The organism is Olsenella kribbiana (genome assembly GCF_036408795.1).
GTDB lineage: Bacteria > Actinomycetota > Coriobacteriia > Coriobacteriales > Atopobiaceae > Olsenella_L > Olsenella_L kribbiana.
This window is the reverse complement of the sequence record NZ_JAZGJP010000001.1, coordinates 134,265-149,564: the sequence shown is the minus strand read 5'-3', so window position 1 is coordinate 149,564 and position 15,300 is coordinate 134,265. Positions and strand designations below refer to the sequence as shown.

The 15,300-nt window shown below is 60.3% G+C and carries 15 protein-coding genes and 2 pseudogenes; 7 read left to right on the top strand and 10 right to left on the bottom strand.

All coding sequences use genetic code 11. From position 1 onward, the window contains the following. Positions 1-17 precede the first annotated feature (17 nt). Positions 18-1,646: a hypothetical protein gene (locus VXJ24_RS00670; RefSeq protein ID WP_330970992.1), complete on the bottom strand. Its 1,629-nt coding sequence runs from the start codon at positions 1,644-1,646 to the stop codon at positions 18-20. A gap of 9 nt (positions 1,647-1,655) precedes the next feature. Then, a complete protein-coding gene (locus VXJ24_RS00665) occupies positions 1,656-2,012 on the bottom strand; it encodes a DUF2200 family protein (RefSeq protein ID WP_330970991.1) in 357 nt (118 codons plus the stop codon). Positions 2,013-2,142: 130 nt separating this feature from the next. Here VXJ24_RS00665 and VXJ24_RS00660 point away from each other — a divergent pair, with 130 nt between their 5' ends. Further along, positions 2,143-2,508: a hypothetical protein gene (locus VXJ24_RS00660; RefSeq protein ID WP_330970990.1), complete on the top strand. Its 366-nt coding sequence runs from the start codon at positions 2,143-2,145 to the stop codon at positions 2,506-2,508. 107 nt (positions 2,509-2,615) lie between these two features. Here the strand turns inward: VXJ24_RS00660 and VXJ24_RS00655 are convergent, their stop codons facing one another. The 4 genes and pseudogenes from VXJ24_RS00655 to VXJ24_RS11455 form a co-directional block, all read right to left on the bottom strand. After that, positions 2,616-3,401: a type 1 glutamine amidotransferase gene (locus tag VXJ24_RS00655; protein ID WP_330970989.1), complete on the bottom strand. Its 786-nt coding sequence runs from the start codon at positions 3,399-3,401 to the stop codon at positions 2,616-2,618. Further along, a complete protein-coding gene (locus VXJ24_RS00650; protein ID WP_330970988.1) occupies positions 3,394-4,749 on the bottom strand; it encodes a MurT ligase domain-containing protein in 1,356 nt (451 codons plus the stop codon). The genes VXJ24_RS00655 and VXJ24_RS00650 overlap by 8 nt, the downstream gene beginning before the upstream one ends. A 405-nt stretch (positions 4,750-5,154) precedes the next feature. Beyond that, entirely contained in the window at positions 5,155-5,445 is a 291-nt protein-coding gene (locus VXJ24_RS11460; RefSeq protein ID WP_430623800.1) for an NUDIX domain-containing protein, read from the bottom strand. A 78-nt stretch (positions 5,446-5,523) separates the two neighbouring features. Continuing rightward, positions 5,524-6,111, bottom strand: a pseudogene (locus tag VXJ24_RS11455) (IS30 family transposase). Between the two features lie 381 nt (positions 6,112-6,492). Here VXJ24_RS11455 and VXJ24_RS00635 point away from each other — a divergent pair. The 3 genes and pseudogenes from VXJ24_RS00635 (at position 6,493) to VXJ24_RS00630 (ending at position 7,640) form a co-directional block, all read left to right on the top strand. Next, positions 6,493-6,786, top strand: coding sequence for a helix-turn-helix transcriptional regulator (locus VXJ24_RS00635; RefSeq protein ID WP_330970986.1), 294 nt, complete (start codon positions 6,493-6,495; stop codon positions 6,784-6,786). Further along, positions 6,783-7,043, top strand: a pseudogene (locus tag VXJ24_RS11450) (HipA N-terminal domain-containing protein); the annotation flags it as partial. The gene VXJ24_RS00635 and the pseudogene VXJ24_RS11450, both read left to right, overlap by 4 nt. A gap of 141 nt (positions 7,044-7,184) precedes the next feature. Next, positions 7,185-7,640, top strand: coding sequence for a HipA domain-containing protein (locus VXJ24_RS00630; protein ID WP_330970985.1), 456 nt, complete (start codon positions 7,185-7,187; stop codon positions 7,638-7,640). Positions 7,641-7,932: 292 nt separating this feature from the next. Here the strand turns inward: VXJ24_RS00630 and VXJ24_RS00625 are convergent, their stop codons facing one another. The 3 genes from VXJ24_RS00625 to VXJ24_RS00615 all read right to left on the bottom strand — a co-directional run bounded on the left by VXJ24_RS00625 (position 7,933) and on the right by VXJ24_RS00615 (position 11,076). Next, entirely contained in the window at positions 7,933-9,018 is a 1,086-nt protein-coding gene (locus tag VXJ24_RS00625) for an IS110 family RNA-guided transposase (RefSeq protein WP_330970984.1), read from the bottom strand. A gap of 207 nt (positions 9,019-9,225) precedes the next feature. Then, on the bottom strand, positions 9,226-10,389 hold the full coding sequence (gene queA, locus VXJ24_RS00620; RefSeq protein WP_330970983.1) for a tRNA preQ1(34) S-adenosylmethionine ribosyltransferase-isomerase QueA: 1,164 nt from the start codon (positions 10,387-10,389) through the stop codon (positions 9,226-9,228). A gap of 66 nt (positions 10,390-10,455) precedes the next feature. After that, positions 10,456-11,076, bottom strand: coding sequence for an epoxyqueuosine reductase QueH (locus VXJ24_RS00615; RefSeq protein WP_330970982.1), 621 nt, complete (start codon positions 11,074-11,076; stop codon positions 10,456-10,458). 152 nt (positions 11,077-11,228) lie between these two features. Here VXJ24_RS00615 and VXJ24_RS00610 point away from each other — a divergent pair, with 152 nt between their 5' ends. Together VXJ24_RS00610 and VXJ24_RS00605 are read left to right on the top strand one after the other, a co-directional pair. Then, complete coding sequence (locus VXJ24_RS00610) at positions 11,229-11,975, top strand: beta/alpha barrel domain-containing protein (RefSeq protein ID WP_330970981.1); 747 nt, start codon at positions 11,229-11,231, stop codon at positions 11,973-11,975. A gap of 264 nt (positions 11,976-12,239) precedes the next feature. After that, positions 12,240-12,599 carry a P-loop NTPase family protein gene (locus VXJ24_RS00605; protein ID WP_330970980.1) on the top strand — a complete coding sequence of 120 codons (360 nt, stop codon included), beginning with the start codon at positions 12,240-12,242 and terminating at the stop codon, positions 12,597-12,599. A 3-nt stretch (positions 12,600-12,602) separates the two neighbouring features. Here VXJ24_RS00605 and VXJ24_RS00600 read toward each other — a convergent pair whose 3' ends face one another. Then, positions 12,603-13,133, bottom strand: a complete 531-nt coding sequence (locus VXJ24_RS00600) for a DUF3267 domain-containing protein (protein ID WP_330970979.1) — start codon at positions 13,131-13,133, stop codon at positions 12,603-12,605. Positions 13,134-13,236: 103 nt separating this feature from the next. Here VXJ24_RS00600 and VXJ24_RS00595 point away from each other — a divergent pair, with 103 nt between their 5' ends. Continuing rightward, positions 13,237-15,270, top strand: coding sequence for a methionine--tRNA ligase (locus VXJ24_RS00595; RefSeq protein ID WP_330970978.1), 2,034 nt, complete (start codon positions 13,237-13,239; stop codon positions 15,268-15,270). The last annotated feature ends 30 nt before the right edge of the window (positions 15,271-15,300 follow it).

Sequence of the window (15,300 nt, the reverse complement as noted above, 5' to 3'; positions counted from 1 at the left end):
ATGCGTGGAGGCTCTATCTACCAGCTTGTCGTCTCTTCGTCGGTCACTGCATTCGTCCTCTCGTCCACGAGATAGAAGCCGACGATCTCGACTTCTCTGCCTGCATCTTCCGGATACCATTTCTCGACCACGAACGATTCGACGAGATTTCCCTGTTCATCGGACGTCTCCCCATTCGAGAGGATGCGGTACTCGACGGTGACAGACTTGTCCCCCTCGATATCCGTGCCAGTTCCGAGGCTTGCATAGGGGTTGCCCTTTGCGTCGGCATCCATCTCGAAGACGCCTGTCTTGGGTACGATTGCATGCTCTGCGAGATAGGAGGCGAGCACCTGCATCCTCTGTTCCATGCCGGCATACCCCGTGCCCGCCATGCCGATATCCGCAGTCGCGCCGGAAGCATCCTCGCTGGCAGAAGAGGTATCGGCATCATCTGCATCATCACGGGACGTATCGGCATCCGGCATGGTCACCTGCTGCCTCTCGCTGTCGTAGTAACTGGCCTCGCTCCATTTCTCCATGAAGAAAAGGTCACGCGTCCGCCAGTAGTCAGTCGTTGTCTCGTCCGGATCGTATCCAGGCCAGTCGACGGCAATGAAATCATAGTTCTGGCCGGTATAGCTGTCTGGCACATCCACTGCAAGAATCCGCTCTTTCCCGTCATGCATGAAGGGGCCATCGATTGCCAGCTGGAGGGCAAGGCACAGAGCGGTTATGACAGCGCAGGCACCAAGAGATGCCCTCAGCACCTTCGATGGCTTGCCGTTTCTGCCGTAGAGAGGTGCCTTTGCGGCAGCGCGGGCAAGAAGGATGCCGAGGACAACGATCGAAAGCGAGGCAAGGAAGCCAGCAGCCGATGCATAGCCGCAGCGGAGCTTCCAGCCAGCCTCTGTGTTCAGACCGTAGAGCATGCCGATGAAGGCAAGGCTGTGGGAAAGCATGAGAGAGATGGCGAGAATTGCCACAGGATGCATATGCTTGGAATTCCGGATGCACTTGACAGCTGCCGATGCTGCCTCGGTGCCGCCATCCTCAAGCCAGGACCTGGCTTCGCCTTCATCAGGGAAGCCTTCGAATCTCTGTGCAGGCACTGCAAGGTAGCGCACAAGGGCGTCATCTGCTGTCTTTCCACCACCAGGAGCTGCTGCAGCAAAGGATAGAAGATAGCAGAGCTTGAGCTCGTCCCCTTGAAGGAACGCAGCATCCACATGTGAAAGCGCGGCAGCAGCCTGCCCGATCCTCCCGTCTTCCACATCGGCACGGGCCATGCCCAGAAGAAGCTCTGCTGCCTTCTTCGGGTTCTTGCCAGAAACGCCGTGGTAGAGCTTGAGTGCATAGTCATGGCGGGAGGCAGGAGCAAGCTTCCAGAGATGGCGGCGCAGTGCAGATGCAGTAGAGAGCATGATGCCCCAGCCCAGAATTATGGCAGCACCCAGAAGTGCAAGCAGCGCGCCCATGCCAGAGAAGGCATCTGAATGTGCGAGGAAGGACCACAGGGCAGCAAGGACAAGCAAGACGGAAAGGATGCGCGAGCCGATATCGAGCACTCCAGCCAGCCGTGCAGACGCAAGGCCAGATCTGTCCCACGCATAGCTCTCGGGTACCGGCACGCTGGAATCGTAGATATCGCGCTCTTCTTCCGGCATGGCGGCTCCTCAGCTTGCCCTGAGAACTTTGGCAAGCGGCTTTCCGTGGGCCAGCTCGTCTACCATCTTGTCGAGCACGCGCATATCGTGCATGAAGGGGTCTTCGATATCTTCCACCTTGACGCCGCAGATCCTGCCGGTCACGAGATTCCTCTTCGGATTGAGGGCAGGTGCCTTGTCGAAGAATTCGCCGTAGGTGCAGCCTTCCTCTGCAAGGCGATCGATATCTTCCCTCGCATAGCCCAGAAGCCACTGGGCTACGGCATACACTTCATCCTCAGTCCTGCCTTTACGGACGGCTTTCGCGACAAGGCAGCCCCAGACCTTCTGGAGCTGCATGCTTCTGACCTTTTCAGCATTTGCCATCGGGATTTCCTCCAGAAATTATATTTGCTATCAAACGAGTAACGTATATCCTGTGATTTTCGGAAAGTTCCTTCCCCACAAGCATATCATCGAGTGAGCAGCACCACTACCAGAGAGAAGAAGGTCACTCATGAGCACAGCACAGGACCAGCTTGCCGGCGCCCTCGTCGCGCTTGGCGCCACCATCACCGATGCAATGGACGCAGCACCCGGATTCGTCCCCTGCGGCACCCCTTCCCAGGTCATCATCGATGCCCTCAACACCTATGCAGCAGCTGACGATGCTGCCATCGCACAGACGACGCCGAACATCCTTGCCTTCGTCGAGCACGTGAGCGACCACAGGGGCGTCACGGCTCACGAGCCTGCAGCTGTCAGCGGAGCTGACGCTGAGCCGTTCAAGCAGGTCCTCGCCTTCGCCGCAGAGGCAGATCCTTCTGCCGTCACGCCTGACAAGGCCGAGTGGCTCTACCGCACGCTTGCATCCCTTGCCTAGCATCTGTCTGAAAATGCCATTGGCCCTGATTTGAGCCACGTGCAGATGAGGGCGGTCTGGCTTCTGTCAGACCGCCCTCATTCTTGTTCTGCTATGCCAGGAGACCTCTAGTCTTCCTGCTTCCTGCTTGCCATCATCCGGTCGAACATGACCTTGTTCGCAGCTAGCTCCTCCGTATCGTCAAGAGGCTCGATCGCAATGGCGCCCTTGCCGTACTTCCGCTCGAGAGCGCGAGAAATGAACCAGTCAGCCACGCCGGGGTTCTTCGGCAGGAGCGGTCCATGGATATAGGTGCCCAGCACGTTCTTCCAGAGACAGCCTTCGAATCCTGTGATGCCGTCATTTCCCCGTCCATAGAGGACCTCGCCCAGAGGCTTCACGCCGCTCCCCAGGTGCGTTCTTCCACCATGATTCTCGTAGCCCACTATCGGATGTTCGCAGATGTCGCTCTTGATTGCGATATTGCCGATGATGCGGGGCGTGCCGCGGTCGGTATAGAGATCGACAAGCTCGAGTCCTGGCACACGCTCCTCGCCCATGAGATAGGACTCGCCGAGAAGCTGGTAGCCGCCGCAGACAGCACCAAGCACGCCACCGTCTTCCACATAGGCCTTGAGCTCGTCCTTCTGCTGGAGCAGGAAATCGCAGACGATCTTCTGCTCGCGGTCGGAGCCGCCGCCGATGAAGGCAATATCGACATCGGCGAAGCTCGGCGTATCGCCGACATGAACCTCCCGGACATCTGCCGTGATGCCACGCCACTCCATGCGCTTCTTGAGCACGAGGATATTGCCCGAGTCTCCATAGAGATTCAGGAGCTCCGGATAGAGATGGGCTATCGTGAGCGTCGGTGCATCGGTCTTCGGTGCGGACGTTGCCTCCGCGCTATTCATGCCTCTTCCCCATCCTTTCGAGCTCTGCCTTGGCCGGCCAGAGCGCACTGTAGTTTGTGAGCACGTAGAGTGGCTGCTCCTTCGGCATGTCCTTGGCCGCCTCGAGCGCCGCTGAGACATCCTTCGCTATCTGGGCATCGATGCCAGCATACTTGAAGCGCACCTGCAGGTCGTTTGCACGTAGTCCCCCCGCAAGGACAAGAAGGCTCTTTCCCTCGCCAGCAAGACGCTCGAAGTCGACATCCCAGATCCAGGAGATATCGCGTCCGTCGTTGTAGTTGTCGTTGATGACAATATAAGTAGCCTTCGGACGCTTGTCCTCGAGCAGGAGCTGGATATTCTGGTTGAAGCCTGCAGGATTCTTTGCAAGGTTGAGCACGACCTCGCGGCCATCTACATCGAAGTGCTGGAGGCGCCCGTTTGCAGGGCTGTAGGAATCAAGCGCACGCTGGAATGTCTTCGGATCGACCCCTGCCATGGTCGCCGCTGCAAAGGCGGCAAGCAGGTTGTAGACCATGTAGACGCCCCCGAAGTTGGCACGCAGATGCACCTGGTCGCCCGTAGCGATGCAGGTGGCATCGAACTCGACACCGGAACGCCCTGCATGGACATTCGTTGCCTGGTAGTCAAGCGTAGGACGTGCGAATCCGCACTTCGGGCATCTGAAAGCACCAAGCTGAGCATAGGCGCGATAGTCGTAGACAAGCTCGGTTCCGCATACCTGGCAGAAGGCACCCTCAGGGACGCGCTCAGGCGGCATATGCAGGTCTTCTGCAATGCCGAAGGAAAGCACCTTCGTGCCCGCCTCAGCTGCACGGCGGGCCACACCCATGCTGATGGGGTCATCGCCGCAGACAAGCAGCGTCGTTTCGGGAGACGATGCCAGTGCACGCACGATCGTATCCTGCACACGGTCGATCTCCCCTTCGCGATCGAGCTGGTCGCGGAAGAGGTTCAGAAGGACCATGAGCTTTGGCCTGAGCTCCGGCACGATGTTCACGGTGCTGAGCTCATCTGCCTCGATGACGCCCCAGTCGGCGCCCGATCCAGGCAGAAGTGCAGCCACGACGCCTGGCGCCATGTTCGCGCCAGCACGGTTGCAGAGCACGCGCTGTCCTCCCGCCTCGATAGCGGAGGCGATGATGTTGTTCGTGGTCGTCTTGCCGTTCGTGCCGCAGACGACGATGGAGCCCTTCTGCAGCTTCTCGGCGAGGCGAGAGATGATATCGGGATCGACGGTCAAGGCAATGCGTCCCGGCAGCTGCGAAGCGTTGCGCCTGAACACCGTGCGGAGACCCCAGCGGGCGAGGTGCCCCAATCCCACGCCGATTTCAGATCTGACGTTCATGGACCCAATCTTTCTTCCATGCAGCAGCGCACCAGAGGCTCCAGACAGGATGTGCGGTGGCAGCAGGGCTGTCAGCGATTCCTGTCAGATCCAGCATGCAGACCCTCCTGTGCGCAGAAGCTCTATCTCTTGCAGAGGCGATGCCTTTTCAGGCTGCTCTCAGATTAGCATCTCTTGAGCAGAGGCAGGGCCCAGAAGATCCATAATACCCAGCAGAACCGGACCGCTTGGCGCCCTTCAGGAACCTTGTCATAGCCTTCCTCTGTCTGGCTCAGTCTAGCTCAAGAGCATCGTCTTTAGCCGATGTTGATTCACTCTACAGATTGGCTCCGCACTCATGCCGCGCCTTCTGTGGCGGCGCAATTCACGCCTGATATTCAGCTATGTGCCTGGATGTCAGATCTATCAGGCTATGTGCGATGCAGCAAGAGCAAGTACTCCTGGGAACCATGAGGTGAAGCGCTCAGGATGGGAAGTCACCTCATCAATTGTCTGCCGAAGCGGCACCCAGCTGAGCTCTTCCGCTTCTTCCGGGTCTGCATGTGGCTGACCTGAGCAGCGAGCCAGAAAGACATGGTCGCACTCATACTCGATGAGGTCCTGAGCAAAGACGGTGCGGTAGACGTAGGTGCCGTGATCCTCTGTGCCCGAGACAGCGTCTGCTGGAAGTCCCAACTCCTCATTGAGCCGGCGCACGACTGCTTCTCCGAGCTCTTCTCCATACCGCGGATGCGAGCAGCAGGAATTGGTGGCGAATCCTCAGAGCAAGTGCAACTACTGGTGGTGGTAGACCTCCCAGGGACACTTCCACTTGAGACGCTTGCGTGGTCTCCGGTTGAGTGGATCGCATGCCTCCTGCACCTCGCTGTCGCTGACATCGTCGAGGCTCACGCCCTTCGGGAACCAGTCCCTGAGAAGGCCATTGGTGTTCTCGTTGGTGCCCCGCTCCCATGGATGGTGGGGATGGCAGAAGCAGGCCGGCGCTCCCAGCGCCTCCTGGAGGCCCTCTGCATCCGAGAACTCCTTGCCCTGCCGGGAGCGACGGTATGGACGTGAGCCCTGTCAATATAATGGACAGTGGGATTCCAGATTTTATGCGGCTTCCATCGCCTCCGGGGACCAGTGCTCGTCCCGCATGAGCCTCACGACCAGCGAGTGCCTCTCGGGCTCGTCCATGAGCCTGGGGCGCCTGCAGCGCAGCCTCCTCCTGTCCGCCTTCCTCTGTGCCGCAGGCGCGCGGCAGCGGCGCCCTGCAGGGCCCTGCCAGCCGTTCCGCCTGATCTCGCGGGATATGGCCGACTTGTCCCTGTGGAGCTCCCTCGCTATCTGGCTGACCCCCTCATGGCCCTTCCAGCGGACCATGATGTCCTCGCGCTACGCGATGCCAAGACGGTTGTAGCCGTCCATGGTGCCTCCAATGATGCATGTCTCTGCAAGCATCATCATAGGTCGTGCCTGGGCGGCTACCTCGTAATATCCTGTTGCACTCGGAGTGCGGATTCGCCACCCTAAACCAGCGGGGCGTTGAAGTCTGTGCAAGGCTCCAGCTGTGAAACCCACATGAACATGCCCATCGAGGAGCTTCCGGAATATATCCGCCGCATCAAGGCGGAGTGACATCCTTGGTTACGCGTCACCGCAGAGCCCTACAGACGAGCTTGTATTACCATTTACGTTTATAATATTATACGTAAGAGTACTTTACGTGATATACATATGACAGGTGACAATATGAAGCGACCCATGTCTGCAAAAACGAAACTAGCAGCCAAGAGTATCGGCGAGAACATAGCCACATGGCGCAGGCTATACAGCCTGACCTCGCAGGAGCTTGCCGACAAGGCCAACGTCTCGCGTGCGACCATCTCGCGCCTGGAGAACGGCGACCCCTCCGTCAGTCTCGAGACGTTCCTTAACGCGTGTCGGGCGCTGCAGACCCTCAACGCCGTGGTTGATGCAACGGACCCCTATCAGACAGACTTGGGACGCGCGAGGGCCGACCAGGCGCTTCCGCAGCGTGTGAGGAGCAGGCAGTGATCCCCGCGGTGCAGGTATTTACTTCTGGTCCCAAAGGTAACGCTCTCGTGGGAGCCTGCCACTTCAGCCTGCGTCGGGGGTGCATCAGCTCATCCTTTGTCTACGACCAGGGGTACCTTACGTCGGCGGGAGCCTATGCAATTGACCCGTCGCTCCCCTTAAGGAACGCAGCAGGATTCTGCGAGGGACTTCCTGGGGCTCTAAGAGACTCTGCGCCAGACCGTTGGGGCCGCCATCTCATCGACAGGCGCGCTGTTTTTGAGGCGGATGCGAACGGGTCCGCACTCCGAACGCGCGACGAAATTGACTACCTTCTGGGCGTATATGATGCCTCGAGGCAAGGTGCCCTGCGATTCCGCATTCCCGGCTCGGACGGATACCTCTCCCCGAACGAGAGCGTGCCACCCCTTGTTGATCTCAAGCGCCTGCTATCAGCATCGAACCAGATCTCCCTTGGCAGCATTGAAAACAATCAGGTCAAGGAGCTCCTGGATGCGGGCTCCGGCTCGCTCGGCGGCGCCCGCCCCAAGGCATCGATAACGGACGGGGGCAGGCTCCTTCTCGCCAAGTTCTCGCACCCAGGCGACGAGTGGGACGTCATGGCATGGGAGAAGACCAGCCTCGACGTCGCCAGGGCGGTCGGACTCGCGGTCCCTGTGGCAAGACTGCTCAGAATAGGATCGGATTCAGTCCTTCTGCTAGAGAGATTCGACCGCGAGGGCTCGCTTTTGAATGGACCGAGGATTCCCTACTTGAGCGCCATGAGCCTAGTCGGTGCACGTGACGGATCTCAATGTGACTACGCTGACGTTGCAGACGCGCTGATATGTAGATCCTTCTGTCAAGAGGCATGATTGTCCCATCCCCGGATTCCGCTCCGAGGATGGGACCATTCTCTATATCGTCCTCCGGAAGCCCTGCGCCTTTGTGGCGTGTCTGATTCGACGCACGACTGCGAGTCTGATATCCGCGCGTTGGGTAGCGCATTCCGATGCTTCCGGCTGGGGAGTTCCGCGTGTCTAGGATCGCGCGTGGCCCGAAGGCTGCGCATAGTGCGTTCGCGGATTGCCCCACGCGCCATCGAGCCAGGCGCGGGCTTCCGGGAAGGACCCATCTGTCAGGCTGCGGCCCAGGGCCGCAGCGGCATCATCCGGCCATCCTGGCGAGCGCCCAGACGAACCCTGCGAGCTCGCGCGCGATGGCGGCGTTCACGACGCTGGCAGGCTTGCCGCGCCCTCTCAGATGGGCAGCACGGCTGTGAAGTCTGCGGTTCGCCCGCGCGGCAGCCTCGGCGACATCTGCAGGCACGCCCGCTGCATCGCCCATGGCTGCCGCAGACATCGGCCTCAGGGGCCGTGCGTGCTGCCATGCCGCCTCCACGAGGAGCGTCCTCACATGGATGTTGCCCGTCCGGGTGATGCTGCCGCGCGAGACGCTCTCCCCGCTCGATGACTCCGATGGCACGAGCCCCACGAAGGACATGAACGACCGTGCATCCGGGAAGCGGGAGAAGTCCCCGATCTCGGCTGCGATGGAGAAGGCGGTCACGGTCGATATCCCCCTGACGCACCTCAGGGCCGAGACCGCAGGGGCCATGTCCTCCCCGGCAGCGCGCTCCTCTATGGCCCTGTCGAGCCTTGCGCGCCTGAGCTCGAGCGACCTCACGCTCTCGAGATATTCCCCGAAGACGAGCCGCTCGCAGGGGTCCGCGAATTCGAGCCTGCCGAGCCATTCCCTGTGGGCCTTCGTCCATGCGGTCTTTCCGGGATACACGATCCCCTTCCTGAGCAGGAACTTCGAGAGCAGATGCCTCGCGCGCATCAGGTCGTGGCGGCAGTCCTCGCGTGCCCGCGCCAGGTCGCGTGCGGCCTCCATCGCCTCGGTGGGCATGGCCACCTCGACGATGTTGCCCACGGCGAGCATGCGCGCAAGGAAGGTGGCGTCGCGCCTGTCGGTCTTCACCCTGTCGCCAGAGGGCCTGAGCATCTTGGAGACGGCGCCGACCACGCATGGGACGCCTGCCTTGTCGAGCTTCCTCTTCAGGTCGAAGCCCGTGGGGCCGGACTCGTAGACGCATCTTGCGGGCTGGGGCATGCCCTTGGCCCATTCGGCGACCTTGCCCGCGTCATACGGGAAGGCCTTCTGGACTATCTCCCCGGTCTCCGGGATGAAGGCCGTGGCGGCGATGGAACGCGCGTGTACGTCGAGCCCGATGCTGGTACGATAGAGCATGGCTGGGACCTCCTGCGAAATGTGGTAAGCCGGTCGGACAACCGAAGCCTAACCCACGATGCCCCACAGAGGGCCCTTGTTTCTTGAATGAGGTTCCAGCTGCCTTTCTCCATATCGTCTAGGACAAGCAGCCACAAGGCAGCACAAAGGCCGGACCTGCACTGAGCAGATCCGGCCTTCTTCGTAGCTTGATATGTTGCAGATAGCCTAGTCGATGAACATGGCATCGCCGAAGGAGAGCATCCTGAAGCGGTGGTCGATTGCATCCTGGTAGGCATCCATGATCTGGTCCCTCGTCGCGAAGGCGGAGACAAGCATCATGAGCGTCGAGCGCGGCACATGGAAGTTCGTGATCAGGGCATCGACCACGTGATAGGTCGAGCCCGGCATGAGATAGAGGTTCGTCGTGGCGTTCTTGCGCTCCACGATATCGCCCTTGCCCGTGACCTTGGCAGAATCCTGTGCATCCTCGAAGCGGCGTGCCGTTACCGGAGGATTGGAGACCGGTGCATCTGCCTCCCAGGCGCTCTCGAGCGACCGGACGCTCGTCGTGCCGACGGCAATCACGCGGTGCCCCGCTGCCTTCGTTGCATGCACGGCATCCACGACATCCTGCGGGACGTGATAGCGCTCGGTATGCATGACATGCTTCGTAGGATCGTCCTCCTCGACGAGGCGGAAGGTGTCGATGCCGACCTCGAGCTCCACAGTCTTCCAGCCGATGCCCTGCTTCTCGAGGCGCTCGATGAGCTCCGGCGTGAAGTGAAGTCCTGCTGTCGGGGCTGCTGCGGAGTGCTCCTCATGCATGGCATAGACGGTCTGGTACTTCTCGGGGTCGCCCTCATACTGCGTGATGTAGGGAGGCAGGGGCACATGTCCTGCCTTGTGCATGGCCTCGTCGAGCGTAAGCCCCTCTGCCGGCGTAAAGCGCACGAGCCTGCCGCCGCGCGAATCGTCCACGTAGTCGACGATCTCGCCCGTAAGGACGACCGGAGCCGTCTCCGGTGCATGGGCGCCACCGGGACGATACTCGACGACATTGCCCGGCTTCAGGCGCTTTCCCGGGTTCACGAGGCACTCCCAGACATGTCCCAGAGGATCCTTGTCCTCGCGGCGCTTCAGGAGCAATGTCTCGGAGACGCCGCCTGTCTGGCGCTTCCTGCCGACGAGACGTGCCGGCATGACACGGGTCTTGTTTGCGACGAGCAGGTCTCCCGGCTCGAGGTACTCGCCGATATCGGTGAAGGTGCGGTACTCGTGGCCACCGTTCTCGCGGTGCAGCACGAAGAGACGGCAGGAATCCCTCGGGTCTGCCGGCTCCTGCGCGATGAGCTCATCAGGCAGCGGATAGTCGAAATCGTCAGTGCGCATAGAGATAATCCTTTTTGTTCTTTACGTTATGCCTTGTTGATGATAGCGCGCTTTGAGCTTTCAGGCTCACTGTGCACAAGGCACACATCGAGCTGCTGCCCGATTCGCCTTGTGCTCGGCCTTGCGCATGTCGCGTGCTTCATGCCGTTCGATGGCAGCTTCTGCCGCAGAGAAGCGGCAGCCGCAGTAGTTCTGCCGATACATCCCGAGCGCACGGGAATCGGTGACCGATTCCGGATAATGGGGCCTGAAGTCGCGCCAGACCTCTTCCAGGCCATACTTCGGTGCAAGCTTCGAAAGCACCTCATGGCAGGCATCGAAGAGCTGGTAGGGCGAGACGACAAGCGTCGTCGAGATGTAGTGGAAGCCCTCTTCCTTCGCCACCCTGCAGGACTCCTCGAGACGCACGCGGTAGCAGGCACGGCAGCGCGCCTCGCGCGCAAGCCCTGCTGGCGCCACCTTCGCCTCCCAGAGATCGCGGCGGTCCTCTGCAACGATCACCGGCACGTGGGCCACTTCATCTGCCCAGGCAAGCAGGGTCTTCAGGCGCTTGTCATGCTCTTCAATGGGCTGGATGTTCGGATTTGTCCAGCAGATGGTCGGCTCGAAGCCTTCCTCGCGCAGATATTTCACCGGCTCGAGCGAGCAGGGCCCGCAGCAGGCATGAAGAAGGAGCGGTGTGCCCATAGATTCCTCTCTTATGGTCTATTGCTGCTACAACCGTAGCATTCAAAGCCATCTGTTGCAGCCACAGAAATTTGTTCTGCGAAAAGCGTAAAACCCGCGCAGGTGGGTAGCATGAAGGCAGCAAAAATCCCAAAGACAGAGCGAGGTGCCCCATGCCCGAAGCAACGCCCATCAATCCCGGCAATCCCCCCGTCGTGGAAAGCGCTCCCCCGCTTTCGGGCAACCCTCAGATCCCCAAGGAAGAGCGTACCGTCCCCTCGATCGAGTCGAGGCTCCGCCACAACATCCTGAAGATGCCACAGGAGATAAGACGTGCCTCCGGCATCGTCATCTACGGCAGAAGGATCAAGAGCCTCGTCTTCACGACCGACCTTGCCATCATCAAGAACTGCGATGCGGATGCCGTGTTTGCGGTCTATCCCTTCACGCCCCAGCAGTCCATCTCCGCTGCCATCATCAGCGCTGCGAGCGTGCCGGTATTCTGCGGCGTCGGCGGCGGCACGACACGTGGCATGAGAACAATATCGCTTGCGAAGGACGTGGAGTCCCAGGGTGCCATGGGCGTCGTCCTCAATGCGCCGATCTCGAATGTGAACCTGCTCGGCGTCTCCCGCGCTGTCGATATCCCGACCGTCGTGACAGTCGCGACACCCCAGACCGATATCGATGCCCGCCTCGCTGCAGGCGCTGCCATCCTGAATGTTGCAGGAGGCAAGGAGACAGCCAATATCGTGCGGGCCATCCGTGCCAAGCATCCGACAGTTCCTATCATTGCAACCGGCGGCAACAAGCCGGATACCATCCTGGCCACAATAGAGGCAGGAGCCAACGCGATCACGTACACGCCGCCTTCGGTGCAGGAGCTCTTCTCCGAGATGATGGCACGATACCGGAGCTAGTGAACCAGCAGGAATGCCTGCATAAGGCATAGAACATGCAAGGCGGAATCCTTTGGGGTTCCGCCTTGCATGTTTGCCTTCTATCAACGCTCCTGCGTTTCAGGGCGCTTTATCATGAACCGCCGAACGGAAGGCAGATATCCGCCCATGCGGTGAAATCCATAACACAAACGGCGCCGTCATACAGTATGGGTCGAGCTCTTGGAACTGAAAGACCCCACCACTGAGGCAAGACCTCCTTAAACGCAGAATGTCTTTCATCTCATGGAGGCACGCAGCAACGTCCTGGTCAGCATGCTCCATATGAGCAAGGGCATCATCAGCTGCGTCAGTGCTGTCCGCATATGCATGGTCTTCGGGATTGGCAGCCATGCGAGAATCGACGCAATCAGCACCCTGCCCGAGAATGGCGGCAAAGCAGATCCGGAATCTGTTCCGGACGCCCTGTGCCCCCATGAAGCTCCCGTGATCTTCGCAGACAAGCCTACAGCCCCGCTCGATGCCAGAAACCGGAAGATGGCAGCCGACATGCTCCTCGGGCAGACGGCACATGGCGCTTCCGTCATGCCCGCTGCGCACGACTTCGGTCTTGCGCAGGCATGCACTGCTGTCCTCGAGCTCTGAGTGCTACCCCAGAAGGATGCAGCCGGTTTCGGAGTCCTTCACATGGGTGACATGGGACGTCGTGGCAATCGTCCCGGCCATGTCCCAGTCCCCTACGCAGCCGGAGAGATGCACCGCTGCCACAATCAGCGACTCTGCAGGATAGGACAGGACGAAGCCAGCAGCAACGATGCCTGCCGTCACGAGAATGGTCGGCGCCAGGAGCACGCAGACGAAGCGCCCCTTCGGCAGCATGCAGTCATCAGTCCTCGTGTAGAGGAAGCCTGCCGCAGCCCCGAAGCTGATATGGCACTTGCCATGGGACATGATGAGGAAGAAGAGGGCATGCACGAGCTCGTGGACAGCAAAGCATGCCATCGTGACAAGGACAGTCCAGAGCACGGCCCAGCCGTTACGGAAGATGGCCCATCCGCCGAAGGCTGCCGCAATGAGCGAGGGAGCCAGGCCCAGGGCCAGCACGAGCACAGACTGCACAAGCATCCTTCTCTGCAGCACGGCATCGCCGAGCACATCGACCTCTCCTCTGACTTCCACAGACGCTCTCCCTCCTTCAGCAAACACATATTCCATTCTGCCCATACCGCCTGCCGTGGCATACAATAGAGCGTGCCGTATAGCCAAGAATGAAGGATAGGTCATGGCTTCAGAAGCAGCTAAAGCATCCACAGAGCGCCCGCAGTTCCCCAAGCGTGCGGTCATCACCGGCGGCATGCCGTATGGCAACAAGAATCTCCACTTCGGGCATATCGGCGGCGTGTTCGTGCCTGCCGACTTCTTCGCCCGCTTCCTGCGCGACCGCATCGGCCGCAAGAACGTGATCTTCGTCTCGGGTACCGACTGCTATGGCTCCCCCATCATGGAGGGCTACCGCAAGAAGGTGGAAGAGGAAGGCTACGAGGGCACGATTGTCGACTATGTCCAAGCGAACCACAACCTCCAGAAGGAAGCTCTGGATGCCTATGGCATCTCGCTCGATATCTTTGCAGGCTCTGGCCTCGAACCGGCACGTCCGATCCATGCAAAGCTCTCGAAGGAGATCTTGGAGCGCCTCTATGAGCGTGGCTATCTGAGGAAGATGTCCACGAGGCAGTTCTACGACGTGAAGGCAGGCCAGTTCCTGAATGGCCGCCAGGTCATCGGCCGCTGCCCCGTCAAGGGCTGCAAGTCCGAGAAGGCCTACGCTGACGAGTGCGATCTTGGCCACCAGTTCGACCCCGAAGAGCTCATCGACCCGGTGAGCCAGCTTACCGGCACGAAGCCGGAGCTCCGTCCTGTCGACAACTGGTACTTCGATCTCCCTGCCTTCCGCAAGGACCTCGAGAAGCTCACGGACGAGTGGGACAAGGCTCCGCAGGTGCGCCCGATTGTCACGAAGACGGTCCGCGAGAGCCTCGTCGACCCGGTCATCTACATCCAGCAGCGCTTCGAGGACGCCTTCAGAGCTGCAGAGCCGAAGCTTCCGGCCCATACCGTGACGCCGGCAGAGGGCAACCAGCAGTCCTTCTCTGTCAGCTTCGAGAACTGGGAAGACCGCGACCATGCCCGCGAGATCCTCGAAGAGGCAGGTGTGCGCTTCCGCACCGGCAAGACGCTTCTCCCCTTCCGCCTCACCGGCAACATCTCCTGGGGCGTCCCGGCACCCGATCTCGAAGACACAAAGGACCTCACGGTCTGGGTCTGGCCTGAGAGCCTCTGGGCACCTATCTCCTTCGTCCAGACCGTGCTTGCGAATGCCCCTGAAGGCCGCTACTCCTCCACGGACTGGCATGACTGGTGGTGTGCAGACGATGCAAAGGTCTTCCAGTTCATAGGCCAGGACAACATCTACTTCTACTGCGTCGCACAGCCTGCGATGTGGGAAGCGCTCGACTGGGGCCTCTTCCAGGACACGCCAGTCGCGAACTACCACATCCTCTTCATGAACAAGAAGGCCTCGAGCTCCGGCAAGATCAAACCGCCCATGGCAGAGGAGCTTCTGGACCACTACACGCCCGAGCAGCTCCGCACCCATTGGCTGAGCCTTGCTCTCGACCAGAAGGCTGTGAGCTTCTCCCCGAAGCCCTATGACACCTCCGTGAGCCACAAGGACAAGAAGACCGGCGAAGAGATTCTCGTGAAGGACGATCCGCGCGTCGTCGACCCTGCCCTCAAGGAGAGCGCCTTCCTGACGAACATCTTCAACCGCCTTGCGAGGAGCTGCTTCTACGGTGCCGCAAACAACTGCGACGGGCACCTGCCAGAAGTCGCACCTGAGCAGGAAGTTGTCGATGCTGCAAACGAGGCGACGCTTGCCTTCGAGCGTGCCTGCGCCGTCTTCGATGCCCATACGGCACTCTCTGTTGCAGAAGAGTACTGCCGCGCTGCCAACAAGCGCTGGGGCGACGAGTCGAAGGCCGCCAAGGACGACCACGACGCCTATGTCCAGGCACTTGCCAATGCGTTCCGAGCGCTTCGTACCGTGACGCTCCTCATGCATCCGGCAACGCCTTTCGGCTGCGCGAAGATCTGCGAGCATCTGAACTTCAAGCCCGAGCTCTTCTTCAGCTGGGACCACGCCTTCGACGGCGTCACCGAGCTCGCCGAAGCGCAGGGAGAGACGCCTGAGGCACACGAGCTCGTGGCGCTGCCTCCGCGCTACGACTTCTTCGAGAAGAAGCCAGGGCAGAAATAGACCACTTCAAGCGTCCGCCTTCGGGCGGGC

What these genes read in the sequence shown, in the direction of transcription:
- VXJ24_RS00670 (WP_330970992.1), bottom strand. Translation starts at nt 1,646, where the DNA reads ATGCCGGAAGAAGAGCGCGATATCTACGATTCCAGCGTGCCGGTACCC.
- VXJ24_RS00665 (WP_330970991.1), bottom strand. Translation starts at nt 2,012, where the DNA reads ATGGCAAATGCTGAAAAGGTCAGAAGCATGCAGCTCCAGAAGGTCTGG.
- VXJ24_RS00660 (WP_330970990.1), top strand. Translation starts at nt 2,143, where the DNA reads ATGAGCACAGCACAGGACCAGCTTGCCGGCGCCCTCGTCGCGCTTGGC.
- VXJ24_RS00655 (WP_330970989.1), bottom strand. Translation starts at nt 3,401, where the DNA reads ATGAATAGCGCGGAGGCAACGTCCGCACCGAAGACCGATGCACCGACG.
- VXJ24_RS00650 (WP_330970988.1), bottom strand. Translation starts at nt 4,749, where the DNA reads ATGAACGTCAGATCTGAAATCGGCGTGGGATTGGGGCACCTCGCCCGC.
- VXJ24_RS00635 (WP_330970986.1), top strand. Translation starts at nt 6,493, where the DNA reads ATGTCTGCAAAAACGAAACTAGCAGCCAAGAGTATCGGCGAGAACATA.
- VXJ24_RS00625 (WP_330970984.1), bottom strand. Translation starts at nt 9,018, where the DNA reads ATGCTCTATCGTACCAGCATCGGGCTCGACGTACACGCGCGTTCCATC.
- queA (WP_330970983.1), bottom strand. Translation starts at nt 10,389, where the DNA reads ATGCGCACTGACGATTTCGACTATCCGCTGCCTGATGAGCTCATCGCG.
- VXJ24_RS00615 (WP_330970982.1), bottom strand. Translation starts at nt 11,076, where the DNA reads ATGGGCACACCGCTCCTTCTTCATGCCTGCTGCGGGCCCTGCTCGCTC.
- VXJ24_RS00610 (WP_330970981.1), top strand. Translation starts at nt 11,229, where the DNA reads ATGCCCGAAGCAACGCCCATCAATCCCGGCAATCCCCCCGTCGTGGAA.
- VXJ24_RS00605 (WP_330970980.1), top strand. Translation starts at nt 12,240, where the DNA reads ATGGAGGCACGCAGCAACGTCCTGGTCAGCATGCTCCATATGAGCAAG.
- VXJ24_RS00595 (WP_330970978.1), top strand. Translation starts at nt 13,237, where the DNA reads ATGGCTTCAGAAGCAGCTAAAGCATCCACAGAGCGCCCGCAGTTCCCC.